Genomic DNA, 16352 nt, shown 5'->3' on the forward strand with positions numbered 1-16352 from the left:
GAAGACCGCGGAAGTCGCGCAATGCGCAGATAAGCCATTCCGGCTTCCGCGGTACTTCGTCCGTCGATCGGGGAACAATCCGATTGCACAGCAACGGGCGGCCGGGCAGTTCGCCCGGCCGCCCGTTGCCATCCATCATGCGTTGCCGGCGCCCGGCATGGGCGTGGATACCTCGTGAATGCCTGCGTCAACGTCAAGCAGGATCAGGATGGGGTGCCGCCGCGACACGTCGGCTGCCCGGGTACGGCGACGACACGCCCTTCGAGCGGAAGCGGCACGCCCGGATAAACATTGAAATCGTCCACCGGACGACCGTCGACGATCGCTCCCTTCACCGCGTAACGCACGGAACCGGTGGCGACGATACGCGCGCCGCGCGTGTCGCACGTTACGGACACCTCGGCCCGTTCATCGACGGGTAACTGGCGCACGAGCGCGCTGAACGCCAGACTGACGGTAATACTGCCGGCCAGGTCGCGCCGCTCTCCGCCGATCAACTTGATCACCGGCCTGACGTCGAGCCGATAGACGGTTTCCGCGTCGACCGGCCGCAACGGCTTCAAGGTGATCGTCTTGTGCTGCCTGGGAGCGAGACTGACGCGGAACGGAAACGCATACAGCGCCGGCTGCGACACCTCACCGATCGGCTCGAGTTTTTCTTCGTCGGGCGGCACGCCGGGATTGAGCAGACGCACGAGCGAGATGGAAACGTATTCGGCGTGGTCGCTGTTGTTGACGATCTCGGCCGACACCGCCTGACCCCGAACGACGAACTCTTTCGGCAACAGATCGATCGCACCGAACCCGGTACCGGGATTGGACATGCATACGATCGGCACGATCGCGGCACGAACCAGGGCGCACAGTTTCACGCGCCGTCTACCTTGAGAAAGGAAAGTCGCCATACCTGCCCCCGGCTTGGGTGTGACTGAAGATATCGATCCATTCGATACCGAACCGGCGTCGTGCGAACGATGCCGCCGCCCGATTCATATTCCGGCCATTTCCACGGCGATGGCAGGCGCGGCATCGTCATGCGGCCATCCACCGCTCCCCGGCCGGCCCTGATTTCCGGTTTCGTCGGCCGTCGCACCCGGTGCTTGCGATCCCATCAGGGCGCCTTCACCACCGGCTCGAAAGTCAGCGACAACACGCCGCTGTATTGGCCGGCCGTGCTGTGGAAATCGCCTTCCGGCGGATACGCCGCGACCGACAACACGTAAGTGCCGACCGAATCGCCACCCGGCACGGTCGGTGCCGGATTCTGGAAAGCCATGCTCTGGCCGACCGCGAGCGGCTTCGGCGCACCGCCTTCCGCGCCGAAATTGACCGTCGGGCGTCGAAAGACCTGGGCCGGCCTGGTCTGATTGCGTATCTGCAGCGGCTCGTCGAGCCGCACCTGAAAATCGCGCAGGGTCGCGGTCACGCGCAACTGCGCCGTCGCTTCGTACGGCGTATCCCAGCCGCCGAACTGCTGCATTTCCAGCCCCCTTTCGAACCACCCGCCGTTGCCGTCCGTCACGGTGAGCACCGGCACGCGAACGACCTTGGCCGTTACCCTGCTGGTGGTTTTGCCGGTCAGGACGAAGCCGCTCTGTGCCGCAACCGGCGAAACGAGCGCCGCGATCAGCAAACCGACGATGCCATTCCTCTTCATTGCCGCTCCTAGGATTTCGTCTTGATCGTGAAGGTCAACACGTCGCCATAGGTGCCTTCCTTCGTGCCCTGGCCGACCGTTGTCATGAAAGTCGGGGTAAAGCAGGTCTTGCCGGAGCCGTTGAGCAGCAAACTGCCTTCGCCGACGTTCGGCAAATTCACGGCGCCCTGCATGCTGTCCAGTTTCACGTTGTATGGCACGACCTGGCTCGTGTCGTCGAAGTTCGTGAGCCGATAGCGGTTGCCGGTCCGGCCGTTGGCGTTGGTGGCATTGATGACGAAACGCTTGCCGATGATCGCCGGCCCGGAATACGTGAAGCAAAGCTGATCCGCACTGTTCGACAACGTCTTCGTACCGTCGCCTCTCGGCAACTCGCCCAGATTCCAGTCGGGAACGGCGACTTTGATCGTCACCGGCGGAGGGGGCGGCGCGACGGGGTCGACCTTGGGGCACGAACCCGAAGTACCGCCAGGGTAAAAGTAGACGGCCCCGGTTTGCTCCGCCCAGACCCACCCGTTGCCGGCGTACGACCAGTTCGCAGCCCACAGACTCACGGCCGGCCAATCTTCGATAAAGCGGTTCTGTATCGTAAAAACGATATGCGCATCAAATGGCTGTTTCTTGTTCCAGTCTCCCCGATCGCCGCGGAACATCCAATGATCGGGATAAACGAGCGGCAACGTATGACGCTCGCCGTTTAGATAAACATCTCCCCACATCGTCGGCAGGTTTTGGGGCTTTCCGTTTTTGTCGTACGCATACAGGAGGAACGCACGACTCGTCCACCAGTGAGGTGCAGATTCGGCCCAGTTCGCTTTGTGCTGCTTGAAGCCGACGTCCATGGTCAGCGTCGACGTCCCGTTTCCGTTATCGCGCCATGTGCAATTCCGATAGCCGTCGATGACATCGTCCTGGAAAATCGTTTCGCATGTGGCTCCCCCCGATAAAGTCAGCATTGCCAAAAGAAAAACCAGCCTCGCGACGACGAGACGCAAGCCACCACGCAATTCGAACGTATTCATCCCAATGCTCATTTCGATGGGCGATCAGCCAATTGATAAATAACGGCGCCGTAGCCGACACTGACGAGCAACGGCGTCGGCATGCCCGCCGCATCGGTCGCCTCGACGACAATCTGTTCCCTCGGCCTGAAGGTCACACGCCAGGCCATCGTTTCATGCGGCACCTGAAGCACCTTGAGCGTCATCTGGTACCGCTGGCCCGGCGCCAGCGTGAGCCGCCCCGGCGAGACCAGCAAGCCGGGGTTCTCCACCTCCGAAACCGGAACGAGCGTTTCCGGCATGCGGCCGGGATGCTCAACCCACTGCTGCGTGACGTCGAGATAGAGCGGCGTATCGCCCGTGTTCTCGACCCAGAGCTCGCCGGGCGCCTCATGCGGCTCGAGCGTCATTTCGGTGCGCGACAACTTCAGGATGCCTGCCGCCACGCCGCTTGCGCAGTGCAATGCGGCCGCCAGCCCGAGCGCAACGCCGAATACGCGCCGCTTCGACATCACGGGCACTCCAGTGCTTTCGGCGCGTCGTCCACACTCAGCGTCATCCGCTTCGTCGCGAAATGCTGCGGCGTGCCGGGGAATACCGCGACGGTCTGCGGCTGCTTCGCGCCGCTGTACGACACATCCGAGAACAGCGCACGCACGTTGCCGGTCGCTTCCAGCGTGATGCCGCCGTTGTCGCAGCGATGCGTCCAGCTCACGCTCAGCTTGCCCGGCGGCGGCAAATGCCGAACCAGCACGCCATAACCGATCGCCACCGACATCGGCGCCGATATCTTGTCCTTCGGCGCATCGTCCACCTTCAACGCCCTGACCGGAATGACGTACAGCCGATACAGCTCCTCCTGGGCGGGCTCCAGCAGCGACTTCAATTCGATCTGCCGGCTCTGGCCCGCGCCGAGCGTCAGCTTGTCGGGGCTGGCAATCAGGCCCGGGTTGTCGAGTTGCCCCAGATCGACTTTCTTCTCGGGCATCACCCCCGGGTTCATCACCTTCTGCAGCGAAATCGACAGATAGAGCGGCGCGTCGCCCATGTTCTTCACGGTCACTTTCTGGTCGTGCGTGGCATAGACGCGTGTGGACGCCGGCATCACCATCAATTCGCCTTCGGCGTGTGCCGGTTGAGCGGCGGCCCAGAGCACGCCGATCAGCGCCGGCACCAGATTCTTCAGTTTGAAATTCATGTCGTCACTCCGTTGACTGACCGAGGACCGGCCGCTCGCAGCGGAAGTCGTTGCCGTTCGCCGCCTTCAGATTGCAGGTGTACTGCTGGCCGTTTCCATCGACCGTGACCATCGAGAGCACCTTCTTGCTGACGATGGAGAACAGTCCGTTGCGATGCGCGGTATCGCCTGTTTCGACGATCCTGCCGCTGACAGGCTTGCCGTCGGGATCCTTCAGGAACCCGCTGTAGATCATGTTGATGTCGACCCTCGCCCGCGCCTTGTAGACCTGCCCTGGATGCGCACGGACGATGTTCGCGGGTACCTCGATGTTCATGTCGAACTTGTCGCTGTTGCTCAGCACGCGCGCGAACGCCACGTCGCTGTAGGCATTGAGCGGCACCGCATAGGTGCTGTCGCCGCCGACCGGACTGCCTTCGACGTTGAAGCCGTAGTCGATTCCGTCGATCTTAGGTGTGCTCAACAGCATCGCACTGCCGCCGTTGCTGTACCGGCCGAATGCCGCGCCGTCCTTGCTGGCGGCGACCATGCCGCGATAGTTGAAATCGACGTTGCTTGCGTTGCCGTTGTAGCCGACGTTCAACGACGCATCGCCGCGCGTGCCGGAACGTGTGCCGTAAGCGTTGATGCCGTAATCGGCGTTGATACGGCTACCCGTGACGCCCAGCGTCGTCGTGCCGAAGCCGTCCTGGAATTCCTTGCGGTAATCGCCGCTCAGTTGCGTGCGGCCGCCGGCACGCGCGGCACTGAAGCTCGCCTGGACCTTGTCGAGCTGCATGGTCATGTTGAAATACACGCCATATCCGTCGCCTGCGCGACTGAAGCTGCCTTTCTGAACGCCCAATGCGAATGTCGACCACAGGCCGTTCGGACGATAGTTCCAGCGCACTTCCCCCTGATGCGTTGCGCCGAACCCCGAGCGCTGGTAGTTGTAGCCGAGCGTCGCCTTGCGCAACGTGCGGCTATACGCGACGCTGGTACTGGACACGCCCCGATAGAACCGGGATACGTCGTTGTTCAGGTAATGACTCGCGGAAAGACTGCCGAGCACTTCGCTCGCGATCGAAAAGCTCGCGTAGCCGCCGGCATTCCGTTCGCCGGCCAGCACGCCGAGCGTCGGCGCGATGTCGACGTCGCCCAGCTTCGTGGGGCGCGTCACGTTGATTTCGGCAACCCAGTCTCCGCCACGACCGACGAGCGTCGACGCGTTCATGTAGAACTGGCTGAAATTCCGGCTCATCGCGGCTTCCATCAGGAAACCGCCCTGGTCGCCCATCTCCTTGCCGACGGTGAAATGCCAGGCATTGCCGCCCGCCGTGCCGAAGTTGACGTTGTTGATCTCGCGTACTTCCTGCGCGACCACATTACCGTTGCGATCGACCAGCCGCACCTGCACCGGGTAATAGCCGCCGGGCAGCTCCGAAAAGCTGATTTCGTTGCGGCCCAGCACGGCCGGCCGCTTCATGATCAGGCGGCCGTTCCGGTAGAACTCGTAGTTGCCTTCCGCGTTCGCATAGAGCACCAGCGAACCGGCGCTGCGATCGCTCTTCAAATTGCCCTGACTGCCGAACGTGACGAACTGATCGAAGCTCGGCGACAGCAGCGTGCTGACCGAACCGGATGCGTAGTCGATGCTGTTCTGCTTGCCGGCGCGCACATAGGTGCGGGCAAAATTCTTCTGCAGGTAGTACGACGACACGCCTTGCGAGCTGAAGCGCTTGCCGCCCATCTCCGTGTGGTTCGCGTACCAGCTGACGTAGCCGAAGCTGCGCGACGGCAGTCCGACCCAGGTAGCGGCGTTCACGTTGGCCGCGCGATAACCGCCGGACGATGCGCGGAAGTCCACCGATTGGTTGTTGACCAGCCCGATACCGGTCTCGGGCGCGAAGTAGTCTTCACGTGCATCGCGAATCGAGATCGAACGCCTGAGCTTGTCGACGGTAACGTAATAGCCGGCGGCCTCGATGTCGCAGCCTTTGCTGCAGCGCTTGTAGTCGACCGCCGACAGAACGCGCCGAATGGTATCGACTTCGTCCGGCGAAATACCGTTCGCGGCATACTTGACCGCATCGAAATCGAGCAACGATTCCGACGTCGAGTACCTGATGAAGCCCGGCAGCGTCTTGCCGTTGAAGGTCGCGACATAGTTCGCGCTGTCGTCCATCTCGGCCGCGCTGAAGCCTTCGGGGACGCCATACGATACCTTGACCTCGGCGAACGACTGCGACGAGACGAACACAAATACGCCCAGCCACAGCCGGTTGTACGGAAATGGAGCTCGATGCACGAACACGCCCTTCTCTTTGCAACGAAAACGAAATCGGCCCCGGATCGGCAACGCGACCCGGACGCTGGCGCAAAACAGGGAGAGGTGACGCGAAGCCCCGAGCCGATCGGGGCTCCGCGGTCGGACGACCGGCTTACTTGGTGGTGCTGGTATCGCCACCACCAGCCGCGGCGGCCGGCTCGAAGACCATCACGAGTTCACCGCTGTAGCTGCCGTTGGTGCTGAGCGTACCGAGCTGCGTGGGTGCATCGACGTTGATCTTCAGATTGTGGATTTCGTCGTAGCCGGTGCTGCCCTTGATCGTTTGCGTAATTTTCTGGACCGCGCCGAACTTCACTTCCGAATCGCCGGCCGCGCTGCCGAGCGTGACCTTCGCGTTCTTCATCTCGTAGTTGCCGCTCGCCAGCTTCAGCGGCTGGGCCAGCGAAATGTTGAAATCGGGGTTCTTCGTCCACACGCGAACCGGCAGCGTCTTCGAGAATTTCGATTGCGTGTAGTCGTTCGCCTCGAGCTCTTCCGTGCTGTACCACGTCGAGCCGTCCGGCTTCGACACGAAGATGCCGTCGTTGATCTGCGCGGTCAGCGTGATCTTCTTCGAGACAGGCTCCGCTTGAGCGGTATGCGCGATGCCGAGGAACGCGGCGGCCGTGCCCAGTGCCAGAACAAGTTTGCTGAATTTCATTGAATTGCCCTATTGAAAATGAATATAACTTGATTCGACAGGCGATCAACGCAACGCCAATCGAATGAGTGGAGAAATTCCACCGCGCTCATTATCAGATCACATTCAACGTCGATCGATAGGACAATTAAGCTCAATTAGCCTCAAAGCACTCGTATTCGTACGATTATTTATTTTCACCCATTTCAGGGGATATGTCGTCCTGCCCGCGCCCTTCGACTTGCGAAAAACGCCTCGGCCCGGCAAGCCCCGCCGATATTCGCCCTTCCATAAAGACACGCACGACCGGATCCCGATGCCAAGCTGCGACAGGCCGGACAAGAATGGGTTTGCGACCGGCCACCCACTTTCAACTCAGCCAAACAGACAGCTTGACAATAAAAATTATTTAAAGCGAAAAATAAAACCATCACTTAAATTAAATTGTCCCAAATAACGACACCTCCGATTGAGAAAATATCGAATGTCGCTCCCGAATCGTCTCAAACCCCATACACACTTCGTACTTGTCCTATTACTCAGAAGACCAACTTCGTCTTTGTCCAATATCGCGGATTGGGACAAGTTTCGATAATTGACCCCGAATTGTTAGGCAACGCGCTTCGACCGGTCGGAACGCACCGCTGTCACTTTTCATTCTGTCAACCTTTTGTTTGAGATCGAGATAATGAAATTCGCGAAGCGTACCCAAGTCCTTTCGACGTTCCTGGCCCTGGCGGGCCTTGGCCTCGCCTCGGCGGCACATGCAGCCGACGGCACGATCAGCTTCACCGGCAAGGTCATCGCCGCGACCTGCAAGGTCGACGGCGTTGCCGCCGGCGGCCCGTCCGACAAATCCGTGAAGCTGCCGACGGTCAGCTCGGGCGCACTGAACGCAGCGGGCGCGGTGGCTGGTCGCACCGCGTTCGGCTTCACGCTCACCAACTGCGCGGTCGACACCGCCGAAAGCAAGGGCAACCCGACCAAGGTCCAGGTTGCGTTCGAGAACGCGACGAACGTCACGTCCGACGGCAAGCTGTCGCTCGACAAGGGCACCACGGAAGCACCGGAAGCCGGCCACGTCGTGCTGCAGATCCTGAACGACAAGCAGCAGCCGATCAAGGTCGGCGCGAACGTCAACGACCAGAACTCCCAAGTGGTCGCCATCGGCGCGGACGGTTCCGCCCAGATGAACTTCTTCGCGGAATACCTGGCGACCGGCACGGTCACCGGCGGTTCGGCGAACTCGAAGGTCCAGTACTCGCTGACCTACGAGTAAGTGACGAACGGCGAGGCCCGTCGCCCGACGGGCCTCGCTCCCGGCTTCGCCCCGTATCCCGACAACTACACGATTCCGCCATGAACATCATCAAATCGCTCCAATCCTTTGCGCTGATCTGCTCGCTGGTCGCCTCGCAAGCCTATGCGAGCGTGGTGATCTCCGGCACCCGTGTCATTTTTCCGGGCAACGAACGTGAAGTCACGATCAAGCTCACGAATGAAGGAAAGTTGCCGGCGCTCGTCCAGGCATGGATCGATACCGGCGACCAGAATGCCGCGCCGGAAACCATCAACGTGCCGTTCACGCTGACGCCGGCCATGTTCCGGATCGAGCCGAACAAGGGCCAGACGCTGCGCATGATCTATACGAACGAGCCGCTGCCGACCGACAAGGAATCGTTGTTCTGGCTCAACGTGCTCGAGATTCCGCCGAAAGCCGCCGACAGCGCCGACCGCAACCAGCTTCAGATCGCGTTTCGCTCGCGCCTGAAGATCATGTTCCGCCCCGAAGGCCTGAAAGGCGAGTCGCACAAGGCACCCGCGCAGCTCCGCTGGCAGATCGTCCGGGGTGCGCAGGATACCTACGTACTGAAGGCGACGAATCCGACGCCGTACGTCGTGAACCTCGGCAGCATCCTGCTGCATGCAGGCGAACACCGGTACGACGCCGGTGCGGGCTACGTCCTCCCCGGCAGCACGCGGGAATTCCCGGTCGCCACGCTCAAGTCGTTGCCGGCGCCCGGCGCCAAGGTGCAGTACGGCAGCATCAACGACTGGGGCACGTCGTCCAACAACGAGCAGCCCGTTTCAATGCAGCCGTAACGCTCACCTGCCCGCCGTCGCCCACTCCTGCTGCGCGACGAAGACGCCACGTCCGGGGCCCGTGCCCCTTCACCGTCCTACCCGCTTCCTTGCTCGTCTCGACACCGCCACCGCGCCTCGCGGCGGGTATCGACACGCGTCACCGCTGGTAGTCCGGCCGGACGTTCATCAACCGACCACCGGAGTACCGGGGAATGACTTCGCCGATTCAACGTTCGCGCTCGACCTTCTCCAGCCCGCCGCGGCTCAAGCCCACGTGCGCGCTGGTCCTGTCGAGTCTCGCCGTCTGGTCGGCCGAAAGCCGCGCGAACGTCGTCGACGCAGCGCCCGCCACGGCCGAGCAGATACAGATCGCCCAGACCGATTTCGCCCAGGCGACCTTCGACCCCGGTTTCCTGAACCAGGGTGCAGGCCAGGCCATCGATCTCTCGCGTTTCTCGCGCGGCAACGTCATTCAGGCCGGTACATACAGCGTCGACGTGATCGTCGGCCAGGACTGGGTCGGACGCTACGACGTCCCGTTCGGCAGCGCTCCCGGCACGCCCGATGCACAGCCTTGCTTCGACGCCAAGCTGCTGACCCGAATCGGCATCGATTTCGCGAAGCTGCCGCAGGAGACGGCCAACGCGATCCTCGTCGGCGGCGAATGCCGTCGCATCGGGCAGATCGTGCCCGAAGCCAGCGCGCTGTTCGATTTCGGCGAGCAGCAACTGACGCTCAGCATTCCGCAAGCGTCGCTCGTGCGTCGCGCACGCGGGTACGTGAGTCCCGACCAATGGAATTCGGGCGAGCCCGTCGGCATGCTCGACTACAACCTGAACGTCTACACGTCGAAGGTCAGGGACACTCGCGCCGATACGCAAGGCTATCTCGGCCTGAACAGCGGCATCAACATCGGCAACTGGCACTTCCGCCACAACGGTTCGTATACGTGGTCGCAACGTGGCGGCAGCCAGTACCAGAACCTGTCGACCTACGTGCAGCGCGATGTTCCGTCGCTGTCGTCGCAGCTCGTGATCGGCGAAACCTTCACGTCCGGCGAACTGTTCGACTCGACGCAATTCCGCGGCGTGCGACTGTCGACCGACGACCGAATGCTGCCCGACTCGCTGCGCGGCTACGCCCCCGTCGTGCGTGGCGTCGCGAACTCGAACGCCAAGGTCACGATCCGGCAAAACGGTGCCACGCTCTACGAAACGACCGTCTCGCCCGGCCCGTTCGAGATCCGGGATCTCTATCCGACCGGTTATGGCGGCGACCTGCAAGTCGCCGTCACCGAAGCGGACGGCTCCGTGCATACGTTCTCGGTGCCCTACGCGGCCGTTCCGCTGTCGCTGCGCCCCGGCATCCAGCGCTACAGCTTCGTCGCGGGTGCGTTGCGCAACCAGCAGAATTCGAGCAACCCGCTGTTCGCGCAGGCCACCTATCAACGCGGCCTGACCAACCTGCTGACCGGCTATGGCGGCGTCACGATCGCCTCCGGCTACGCGTCCGCGATGATCGGCGGCGCCTTCAACACGCCGGTCGGCGCGCTCGGCGTCGACCTCACGCATGCCGTCACGTCGATCCCGGGCGTGAAGCGCTTCAACGGCTCGAGCCTGCGCGTCAGTTACTCGAAATCGATCGCGCCGACCGGCACCGACGTGTCGATCGCGGCCTACCGCTATTCGACGAACGGCTATTTCAACCTCAACGACGCCATGAACGCGCGCGATGCCGTGCGCACCGGCTATTCGGTCGACACGATCTGGCGACAGCGCAACCGGGCGTCGCTGATGGTCAGCCAGCGCCTCGGCGAGAAAGGCGGGCAACTCAGCGTCACGTCCTCGGCCGCCAACTACTGGAACCGCGCCGGCTCGGACGTCAACTATTCGGTCGGCTACAACAATTCGTTCAGGAACCTGTCGTACAGCCTCTCCGCGACGCGGCAGCGCAACGTCGGCGGTGCCATGAGCACGCTGTACTACGCGAGCGTGACGATTCCGCTCGGCAAGGCGAGCCAGGCCACGCTCACCAGCAACGTCTCGCGCGACACGCAGGGGCGTACGCAGGTCCAGTCGATGCTGTCGGGTACCTTGGGCGTCGACAGCGACGTGGCCTACAGCCTCGCCGCCAACCATTCGAACAGCAACGGCAACGCGAGCACCGACGGCAGCGGCAACCTCACGTACCGCGCGCGCTTCGCCGAGTTCAATCTCAGCGCGGGCGGCAGCTCGAATTACCAGCAAGGGTCGGTCAGCATTCGCGGCGCGGCGGTTGCCCACAAGGGCGGCATCACGCTGTCGCAGCCGCTGTCGGAAACGTTCGGCATCGTCGAAGCCAAGGGCGCCGAAGGCGCGCGACTCGCGAATGCGTCGGGCGTGCGCGTCGACAGCCGCGGCTATGCGATCGTGCCGTACCTTACGCCCTACAATCTCAACACCGTCGAACTCGATCCGAAGGGCATCTCGATGGACGTCGAACTGAAGGAAACGAGCCAGCAGGTCGCGCCGCGAGCTGGCTCGGTGCCGCTCATCAAGTTCGACACCGCAGCGGGCCGTTCAGTCGTGATCCAGGCCCGCAAGCCCGACGGCACGCCGCTTCCGTTCGGCGCGGCCGTCACCGACGATTCGGGCAAGGAGCTCGGGCTCGTCGGCCAGGGCAGCCGGATCTTCGCGCGCGGCGTCAAGGATAGCGGGACGCTGCTCGTGAAGTGGGGCGACGACGATCGCTCGATCTGCCACATTGCGTACAACCTGCCTGTCGTGAAGCGCGGGCGCAAGTCGACTTCGTACCAGCCGATCACCGGCGTCTGTCGAACCGACGCCCTCTGACACGATGCACTCCGAACGGCGTGCCGGCGTGAAGCAACACGCCTGCACATCGCACGTCCGTATGCCGTCATCGCCGCTGTCGGAGCCGCATGCGCGGCCTTTCGGCGCGCATCGACGGCGGCGTCCAGCATCCGGTGTCCAGCATCCGGCATCGACCGCGAGCGACATGCCGCGCGCTACCGCTCAATGCGATATCGTGCGATAGCCCGTCAGCCGCGGTCGGTGTCCAGCCGGTTCAGCGCTTGCGCCATCCGGTCCCGGAAATCCGGCCAGCGCGCGCCGAGCGCATCGAGTGCCCGGTCTTTCCCGGCCACGGCCTCCATCGCCGCGCAGGCATCGCGCGCCTCCGTGTCGCCCACCAGCGCGAAGCCGCCGCGTAGCGAATGCAGTTCGATCCGGATCGGATCGAGTCCACCGGTCGACAGCGCCGCCTCGATCGCATCGAGCGAATGCAGCGTAGCCGCGCGCAGCGTACGCCGGATCTCATCCGTCACGACCACTGCCCTGCGCGCGTCCGCTTTCGATGCGGCGTCCGCCGCGCGCGCTTTCCCCGAGCGCTCGCCGCCATGCCGCCGCAGCACCGCGTCGAGCACGTCGATCGACAGCGGCTTCAGGACGACTTCGGCCGTCCCGACCTGTGCGCAGCGCCGGTAATCGTCGTCGGTCGCATGGGCCGTCATCGCAATCACGGGTACGGCCGCGCCCTGCTCGCGCAGGAAATTCGCCAGCGCAAAGCCGTCGAGCTCGGGCATGCTCAGATCGGTCAACACCACGTCGAAAGGCGCTTCGAAAAACGCGCGCATCGCCTGGACGCCGTTCTCGACGATCGTCGCGTCGTAGCCGAGCGCATCGAGTTGATCCCCCAGCAGCGCGCGGCTCGCCGGATGGTCCTCGGCGACCAGTATGCGCAGCGCAGGCACGCCATCCGGCCGGGCCGCGGCCGGGCCCGGCCCGGGGTCGACCGCCGCATCCGCCCCTTGACTTTCGCCGCGCCAGCCGCCCATCGCCGCGGGCATCGGCAGCCACGCCACGAACCTCGACCCTTCGCCGATCCGGCTCTCGACCCTCAGCTCGCCCTGCATCAGCCGCGCGATGCGGCGACACAGCGGCAGCCCGAGCCCCGTGCCGCCGAAGCGTCGGTAGATCGACGGATCGGCCTGGATGTAAACGTCGAACAGCGTCGGCAACGATTCTTCGGGAATGCCGACGCCCGTATCGCGCACGGCGATCTCGACGCCGCCCGCCCCGGCCTCGCTTTGCGCGAGCCGGGCTTCGATCATCACGCTACCCCGCTCCGTGAACTTGATCGCATTGCTGACGAGATTCGACACAAGCTGACGCAGCCGCGTCGGATCGCCCACGTACCCGTCGGCCAGCTCCGCCGCGACATCGCACTCCAGCGCCAGCCCCTTCGCCTCCGCCAGCGGCCGGAACACGGTCGCCACATCCTGCAGCAGATGCCGCAGATCGAACGGGATATGCTCCAGCGCCATCTGGTTCGACTCGGCCTTCGACAGGTCGAGCACGTCGTTGATCACGCGCAGCAACGCATCCGACGACGACACGACCGTCTTCAGTCGCCGCTGCTCGATCGGGGGCAATCGGGCCCGCCCCATCAGCTCGAGGTTGCCGACGATCGCGTTGAGCGGCGTACGGATTTCATGGCTCATCGTCGCCAGAAACGTCGACTTCGCCTTGTTCGCCTGCTCCGCCGCCGTGCGCGCTTCCCTCAGCTTGTTCTCCGTCAGCTTGCGTGCGGTGACGTCGGTCAGCGTGCACAGCAGCACCTCGGCGCCGCGGAAGCGGGTCTGGACGACGTGGGCCGCGAGATAGGTCGTCTCGCCGTCGGCGCCCGGGAGACCCTCGACGGCCAGTTCCTGCTGCATGACGGCACGCCGGTCGGCGGTGCCCGCATTGCGCTCGCGGTAGGCCTGCCAGATGCGCTTGCCGAGCGGCAACCCGCGTGCGCCGCTGTCGTAGGCCAGCACGGCGTCGTTGCGCACCACCGTCTCGCCGTCCGCCACCGACAACAGCAGCAATCCGGCCGGCGCGGTGCGAATCAGCGTCCGGTTGAACGCCTCGCTCTCGATCAGCCGGATCGCACGACGGTTGGCCGGACGCAACGCGCGGCGGTCGAAAAAGACGCAAGCGCTCCATAACGCGGCGATGGCGAACAATGCCGCACCCATCGTCACGCCGGCTTGCGGTGCAACGGCCGCCGCGAGATCGCGCCACGAGTAGGTCGCCATCAGGACCTGGTCACTTCCCGGCAGGCGATCGCTGATGACGAAGCGGCTGCCGACATGCAACACGCCATGCCGGGTCTCGTGTTCACCGGCATGCGCGAGTGCCAGCCGGATCAGCTGCATGCTGTCCTGCTCGCCGATCTGCACGATCCCGTTCGCGTCGACCAGTGCATACCGCTCGTCGGCCGAGCGCGGCGCCATGATCTGGTCGATGTGTGTGCGGCCGTTGATGATGGCCCACGCGAACGGCCGCCCCTCCGTGTCGTACAGGCGCCGCACGAACCGCACGACCGGCCGGCCGAGCAACGGATCGACCCGCGTCTCGATCCGGACGGGATCGCCGAGGCCCGGCGTCGCCGGCTGCACGGCGGCGTCCGCCGGCAGCACGCCGCGGATCAGTTGCCGCAGATCGAACCCGTCGGGTAGCGCCATCGCCCGCCGGACGAGCAGCGGGTTGAACACAGCCAGAAAGTCGCGGCCCTCGCCGACCAGATAGCCCGACAGCCCCGCGTCGACCGGGATCTGCGTGACCACGGGATCGAACTGACGAAAGACCAATGCGAGATACGACGCGTAGCGGCTCGCCGGACGATCGGGAGCAAGATCGGCAAACCCGGCGAAGGAAGGCTTCCCGCGACGCTCCCGCACGATGCGCCCGCGCTGCTCGGTGAACTGGGCCAGCCGATCGTCGGACACCCGTGCCCCGCCGTTCCACAGGCCCTGGGTATTGTTCGCATACTGGCCAAGCAGCAACTTCGTCGATTGCAACTCACCCTGAAGTTGAGTTTCGCGACGCAGGAAGCTGCCCCGCAGCTCCGCGAAATAATCGAGCACCTCGAGCCGCAGCGCGAGCACCGTGCACACGATGATGAAGATCGTGATCGCCGCACTGCTGCCATACAGCAGCACCTGCTGCTGGCGCCGGACCCCGCCCGGGTCAAACGGTTTGCGGCCTACCGAGGCCGCGTGGGCAGCGAGTCGTTTCGTTCTTGCGGGCATGAGTCATTATCGTGATGCTGAAGGGCGTGCCGCCGGCGCTTTCGCGTAGCGCGCGCCGCGTACCGATGCGCCACGGCCGTCAATGCGCATCGGCGATGCGGTGCACCAGGGCTACTCGTCTTCCGTCGGCGTATCGGCCGACACCTCGGACAACTTGCCCTCGTCGGCATAACGGATCAGGTCGGCGTCACGCACGAGGCCGAGCTTCTTCATCGCGCTCGTCTTCTGCGAACTGATCGTCTGCTTGCTGCGATGGAGCTGTACCGCGATCTCGCCGACCGTATAGCCGGCGCTGAACAGGCGCACCACTTCGATCTCGCGCGTCGTCAACGGACGGACCGACGGCGACGTGCCGGTCGACTCGAGCAACTGCTTGATATGCGGCGACAGGTAGTTGGCGCCGACGAAGGCCGCATGCACGGCGCCGACGAGATGCGAGATCGCATCCGATTTGCTCAGAATGCAGCCGACACCCTGTTTGCGGATCGCATGCAGCACGCTCGGGTTGTCGATCATCGTGATCGTCACGAGGCGTAGCGCGGGATAGCGGCGCTGGAGGAACGACAGCAGCACGAGACCGTCGCCGAATTTCCCGCCGGGCATCACATAGTCGACGACGAGCACGTCGCTCGGCTTTTCGTCGAGTGCCGCCACGAGATCGGTCGAATTGGAAACGGAGCCGACGAGCCGGACCGTGCTGCTGTCAGCCAGCGCCTGCGACATCCCGATCGCAGATGATGGGTGGTCGTCGGCCACCATCACACGCACAAAGAATTCATTCATGGTCCCTGTTCTCCCCGAGGCTTTCGACCGCGCCGCCATTGATCGCCGCAGGATGCAAGCCGCCTCCGGCTTCGTTCCATCCTGCCGGCTGGCGTCGACTCAGTGCACCTTCCGATGCACGCGCGATTCAATTTTAAGATAAAACGCCGGCGAGGCCGTATGTATTGGCCGTCAGGCAGATGCGCGCGCTGCTTCGTCTGCGCGCGGCATTGCGTCTCCCCCGGCACACCCGACGCGAATGGGCCCGGAACGACCCGCAGCCTGACAGGGTCCTTTCCCCCATCGGACAGGGCCGCTTCCCCGCCGCTGCGCGAGTCTCGCGGCGACCACGTCGTCGTTACTGTCGCTGCACACTATCTGTCACCCGATGCGCCACGCTCTTCCGTGGCCTGCCTCCACTCGCTGATCGCGCGCCGCTTCTGCATCGGCGACATGATCAGGAATTCGTTCATCCTCGCGAGAAAATCCCTCCGGGATTTCTCGGGAAGCGTGGCGAAATCGAGCAACAGTGCGAAGACTTTCACCGTATAGCTCACGGTCTCCCCCTCTTCTCACCTGAATAAACCGCGCCGCCCCGTGCCGAGGCGACGCGCTGCCTACCATC

General features: G+C 63.8%; 13 protein-coding genes. 3 read left to right on the forward strand and 10 right to left on the reverse strand.

The window, feature by feature from the left end; translation table 11 throughout:
- Nucleotides 1–203 precede the first annotated feature (203 nt).
- From F3J15_RS07080 to F3J15_RS07110, 7 genes are all read right to left on the reverse strand, one after another.
- Entirely contained in the window at nucleotides 204–905 is a 702-nt protein-coding gene (locus F3J15_RS07080; RefSeq protein WP_240158642.1) for a hypothetical protein, read from the reverse strand.
- A 206-nt stretch (nucleotides 906–1111) separates the two neighbouring features.
- The gene (locus F3J15_RS07085; RefSeq protein ID WP_166889214.1) at nucleotides 1112–1657 is read right to left on the reverse strand and encodes a hypothetical protein; all 546 of its coding nucleotides are present in this window, start codon (nucleotides 1655–1657) and stop codon (nucleotides 1112–1114) included.
- Nucleotides 1658–1665: 8 nt separating this feature from the next.
- Nucleotides 1666–2679 carry a hypothetical protein gene (locus tag F3J15_RS07090; protein ID WP_166889217.1) on the reverse strand — a complete coding sequence of 338 codons (1014 nt, stop codon included), beginning with the start codon at nucleotides 2677–2679 and terminating at the stop codon, nucleotides 1666–1668.
- Nucleotides 2680–2687: 8 nt separating this feature from the next.
- Nucleotides 2688–3170, reverse strand: coding sequence for a hypothetical protein (locus tag F3J15_RS07095; protein ID WP_166889219.1), 483 nt, complete (start codon nucleotides 3168–3170; stop codon nucleotides 2688–2690).
- Nucleotides 3170–3856 carry a pilus assembly protein gene (locus tag F3J15_RS07100; RefSeq protein WP_166889222.1) on the reverse strand — a complete coding sequence of 229 codons (687 nt, stop codon included), beginning with the start codon at nucleotides 3854–3856 and terminating at the stop codon, nucleotides 3170–3172. Before F3J15_RS07100 ends, F3J15_RS07095 begins: the two co-directional genes overlap by 1 nt.
- A gap of 4 nt (nucleotides 3857–3860) precedes the next feature.
- Nucleotides 3861–6020, reverse strand: a complete 2160-nt coding sequence (locus F3J15_RS07105; RefSeq protein ID WP_166889478.1) for a TcfC E-set like domain-containing protein — start codon at nucleotides 6018–6020, stop codon at nucleotides 3861–3863.
- A 256-nt stretch (nucleotides 6021–6276) separates the two neighbouring features.
- A complete protein-coding gene (locus F3J15_RS07110) occupies nucleotides 6277–6825 on the reverse strand; it encodes a CS1 type fimbrial major subunit (RefSeq protein ID WP_166889225.1) in 549 nt (182 codons plus the stop codon).
- Between the two features lie 667 nt (nucleotides 6826–7492).
- Here F3J15_RS07110 and F3J15_RS07115 point away from each other — a divergent pair.
- The 3 genes from F3J15_RS07115 to F3J15_RS07125 all read left to right on the forward strand — a co-directional run bounded on the left by F3J15_RS07115 (nucleotide 7493) and on the right by F3J15_RS07125 (nucleotide 11720).
- A complete protein-coding gene (locus F3J15_RS07115) occupies nucleotides 7493–8083 on the forward strand; it encodes a fimbrial protein (protein ID WP_166889228.1) in 591 nt (196 codons plus the stop codon).
- An 80-nt stretch (nucleotides 8084–8163) separates the two neighbouring features.
- Nucleotides 8164–8907 (forward strand): fimbria/pilus periplasmic chaperone, encoded by a 744-nt coding sequence (locus F3J15_RS07120; RefSeq protein WP_166889231.1) that lies wholly within the window; start codon nucleotides 8164–8166, stop codon nucleotides 8905–8907.
- 194 nt (nucleotides 8908–9101) lie between these two features.
- Nucleotides 9102–11720 carry a fimbria/pilus outer membrane usher protein gene (locus F3J15_RS07125; RefSeq protein WP_166889233.1) on the forward strand — a complete coding sequence of 873 codons (2619 nt, stop codon included), beginning with the start codon at nucleotides 9102–9104 and terminating at the stop codon, nucleotides 11718–11720.
- A gap of 209 nt (nucleotides 11721–11929) precedes the next feature.
- Here F3J15_RS07125 and F3J15_RS07130 read toward each other — a convergent pair whose 3' ends face one another.
- The 3 genes from F3J15_RS07130 to F3J15_RS07140 form a co-directional block, all read right to left on the reverse strand.
- On the reverse strand, nucleotides 11930–14965 hold the full coding sequence (locus tag F3J15_RS07130; protein WP_166889236.1) for a hybrid sensor histidine kinase/response regulator: 3036 nt from the start codon (nucleotides 14963–14965) through the stop codon (nucleotides 11930–11932).
- Between the two features lie 111 nt (nucleotides 14966–15076).
- Complete coding sequence (locus F3J15_RS07135) at nucleotides 15077–15748, reverse strand: response regulator (RefSeq protein ID WP_166889239.1); 672 nt, start codon at nucleotides 15746–15748, stop codon at nucleotides 15077–15079.
- 353 nt (nucleotides 15749–16101) lie between these two features.
- Complete coding sequence (locus tag F3J15_RS07140) at nucleotides 16102–16284, reverse strand: hypothetical protein (RefSeq protein ID WP_166889242.1); 183 nt, start codon at nucleotides 16282–16284, stop codon at nucleotides 16102–16104.
- Between the last annotated feature and the right edge of the window lie 68 nt (nucleotides 16285–16352).

This window comes from Burkholderia sp. Ap-955, from assembly GCF_011753045.1.
Taxonomy (GTDB): Bacteria; Pseudomonadota; Gammaproteobacteria; order Burkholderiales; family Burkholderiaceae; genus Burkholderia; species Burkholderia lata_D.

Coding starts and splice junctions, on each gene's coding strand:
- F3J15_RS07080 (WP_240158642.1), bottom strand. CDS start 905: ATGGCGACTTTCCTTTCTCAAGGTAGACGGCGCGTGAAACTGTGCGCC.
- F3J15_RS07085 (WP_166889214.1), bottom strand. CDS start 1,657: ATGAAGAGGAATGGCATCGTCGGTTTGCTGATCGCGGCGCTCGTTTCG.
- F3J15_RS07090 (WP_166889217.1), bottom strand. CDS start 2,679: ATGAATACGTTCGAATTGCGTGGTGGCTTGCGTCTCGTCGTCGCGAGG.
- F3J15_RS07095 (WP_166889219.1), bottom strand. CDS start 3,170: ATGTCGAAGCGGCGCGTATTCGGCGTTGCGCTCGGGCTGGCGGCCGCA.
- F3J15_RS07100 (WP_166889222.1), bottom strand. CDS start 3,856: ATGAATTTCAAACTGAAGAATCTGGTGCCGGCGCTGATCGGCGTGCTC.
- F3J15_RS07105 (WP_166889478.1), bottom strand. CDS start 6,020: ATGGACGACAGCGCGAACTATGTCGCGACCTTCAACGGCAAGACGCTG.
- F3J15_RS07110 (WP_166889225.1), bottom strand. CDS start 6,825: ATGAAATTCAGCAAACTTGTTCTGGCACTGGGCACGGCCGCCGCGTTC.
- F3J15_RS07115 (WP_166889228.1), top strand. CDS start 7,493: ATGAAATTCGCGAAGCGTACCCAAGTCCTTTCGACGTTCCTGGCCCTG.
- F3J15_RS07120 (WP_166889231.1), top strand. CDS start 8,164: ATGAACATCATCAAATCGCTCCAATCCTTTGCGCTGATCTGCTCGCTG.
- F3J15_RS07125 (WP_166889233.1), top strand. CDS start 9,102: ATGACTTCGCCGATTCAACGTTCGCGCTCGACCTTCTCCAGCCCGCCG.
- F3J15_RS07130 (WP_166889236.1), bottom strand. CDS start 14,965: ATGCCCGCAAGAACGAAACGACTCGCTGCCCACGCGGCCTCGGTAGGC.
- F3J15_RS07135 (WP_166889239.1), bottom strand. CDS start 15,748: ATGAATGAATTCTTTGTGCGTGTGATGGTGGCCGACGACCACCCATCA.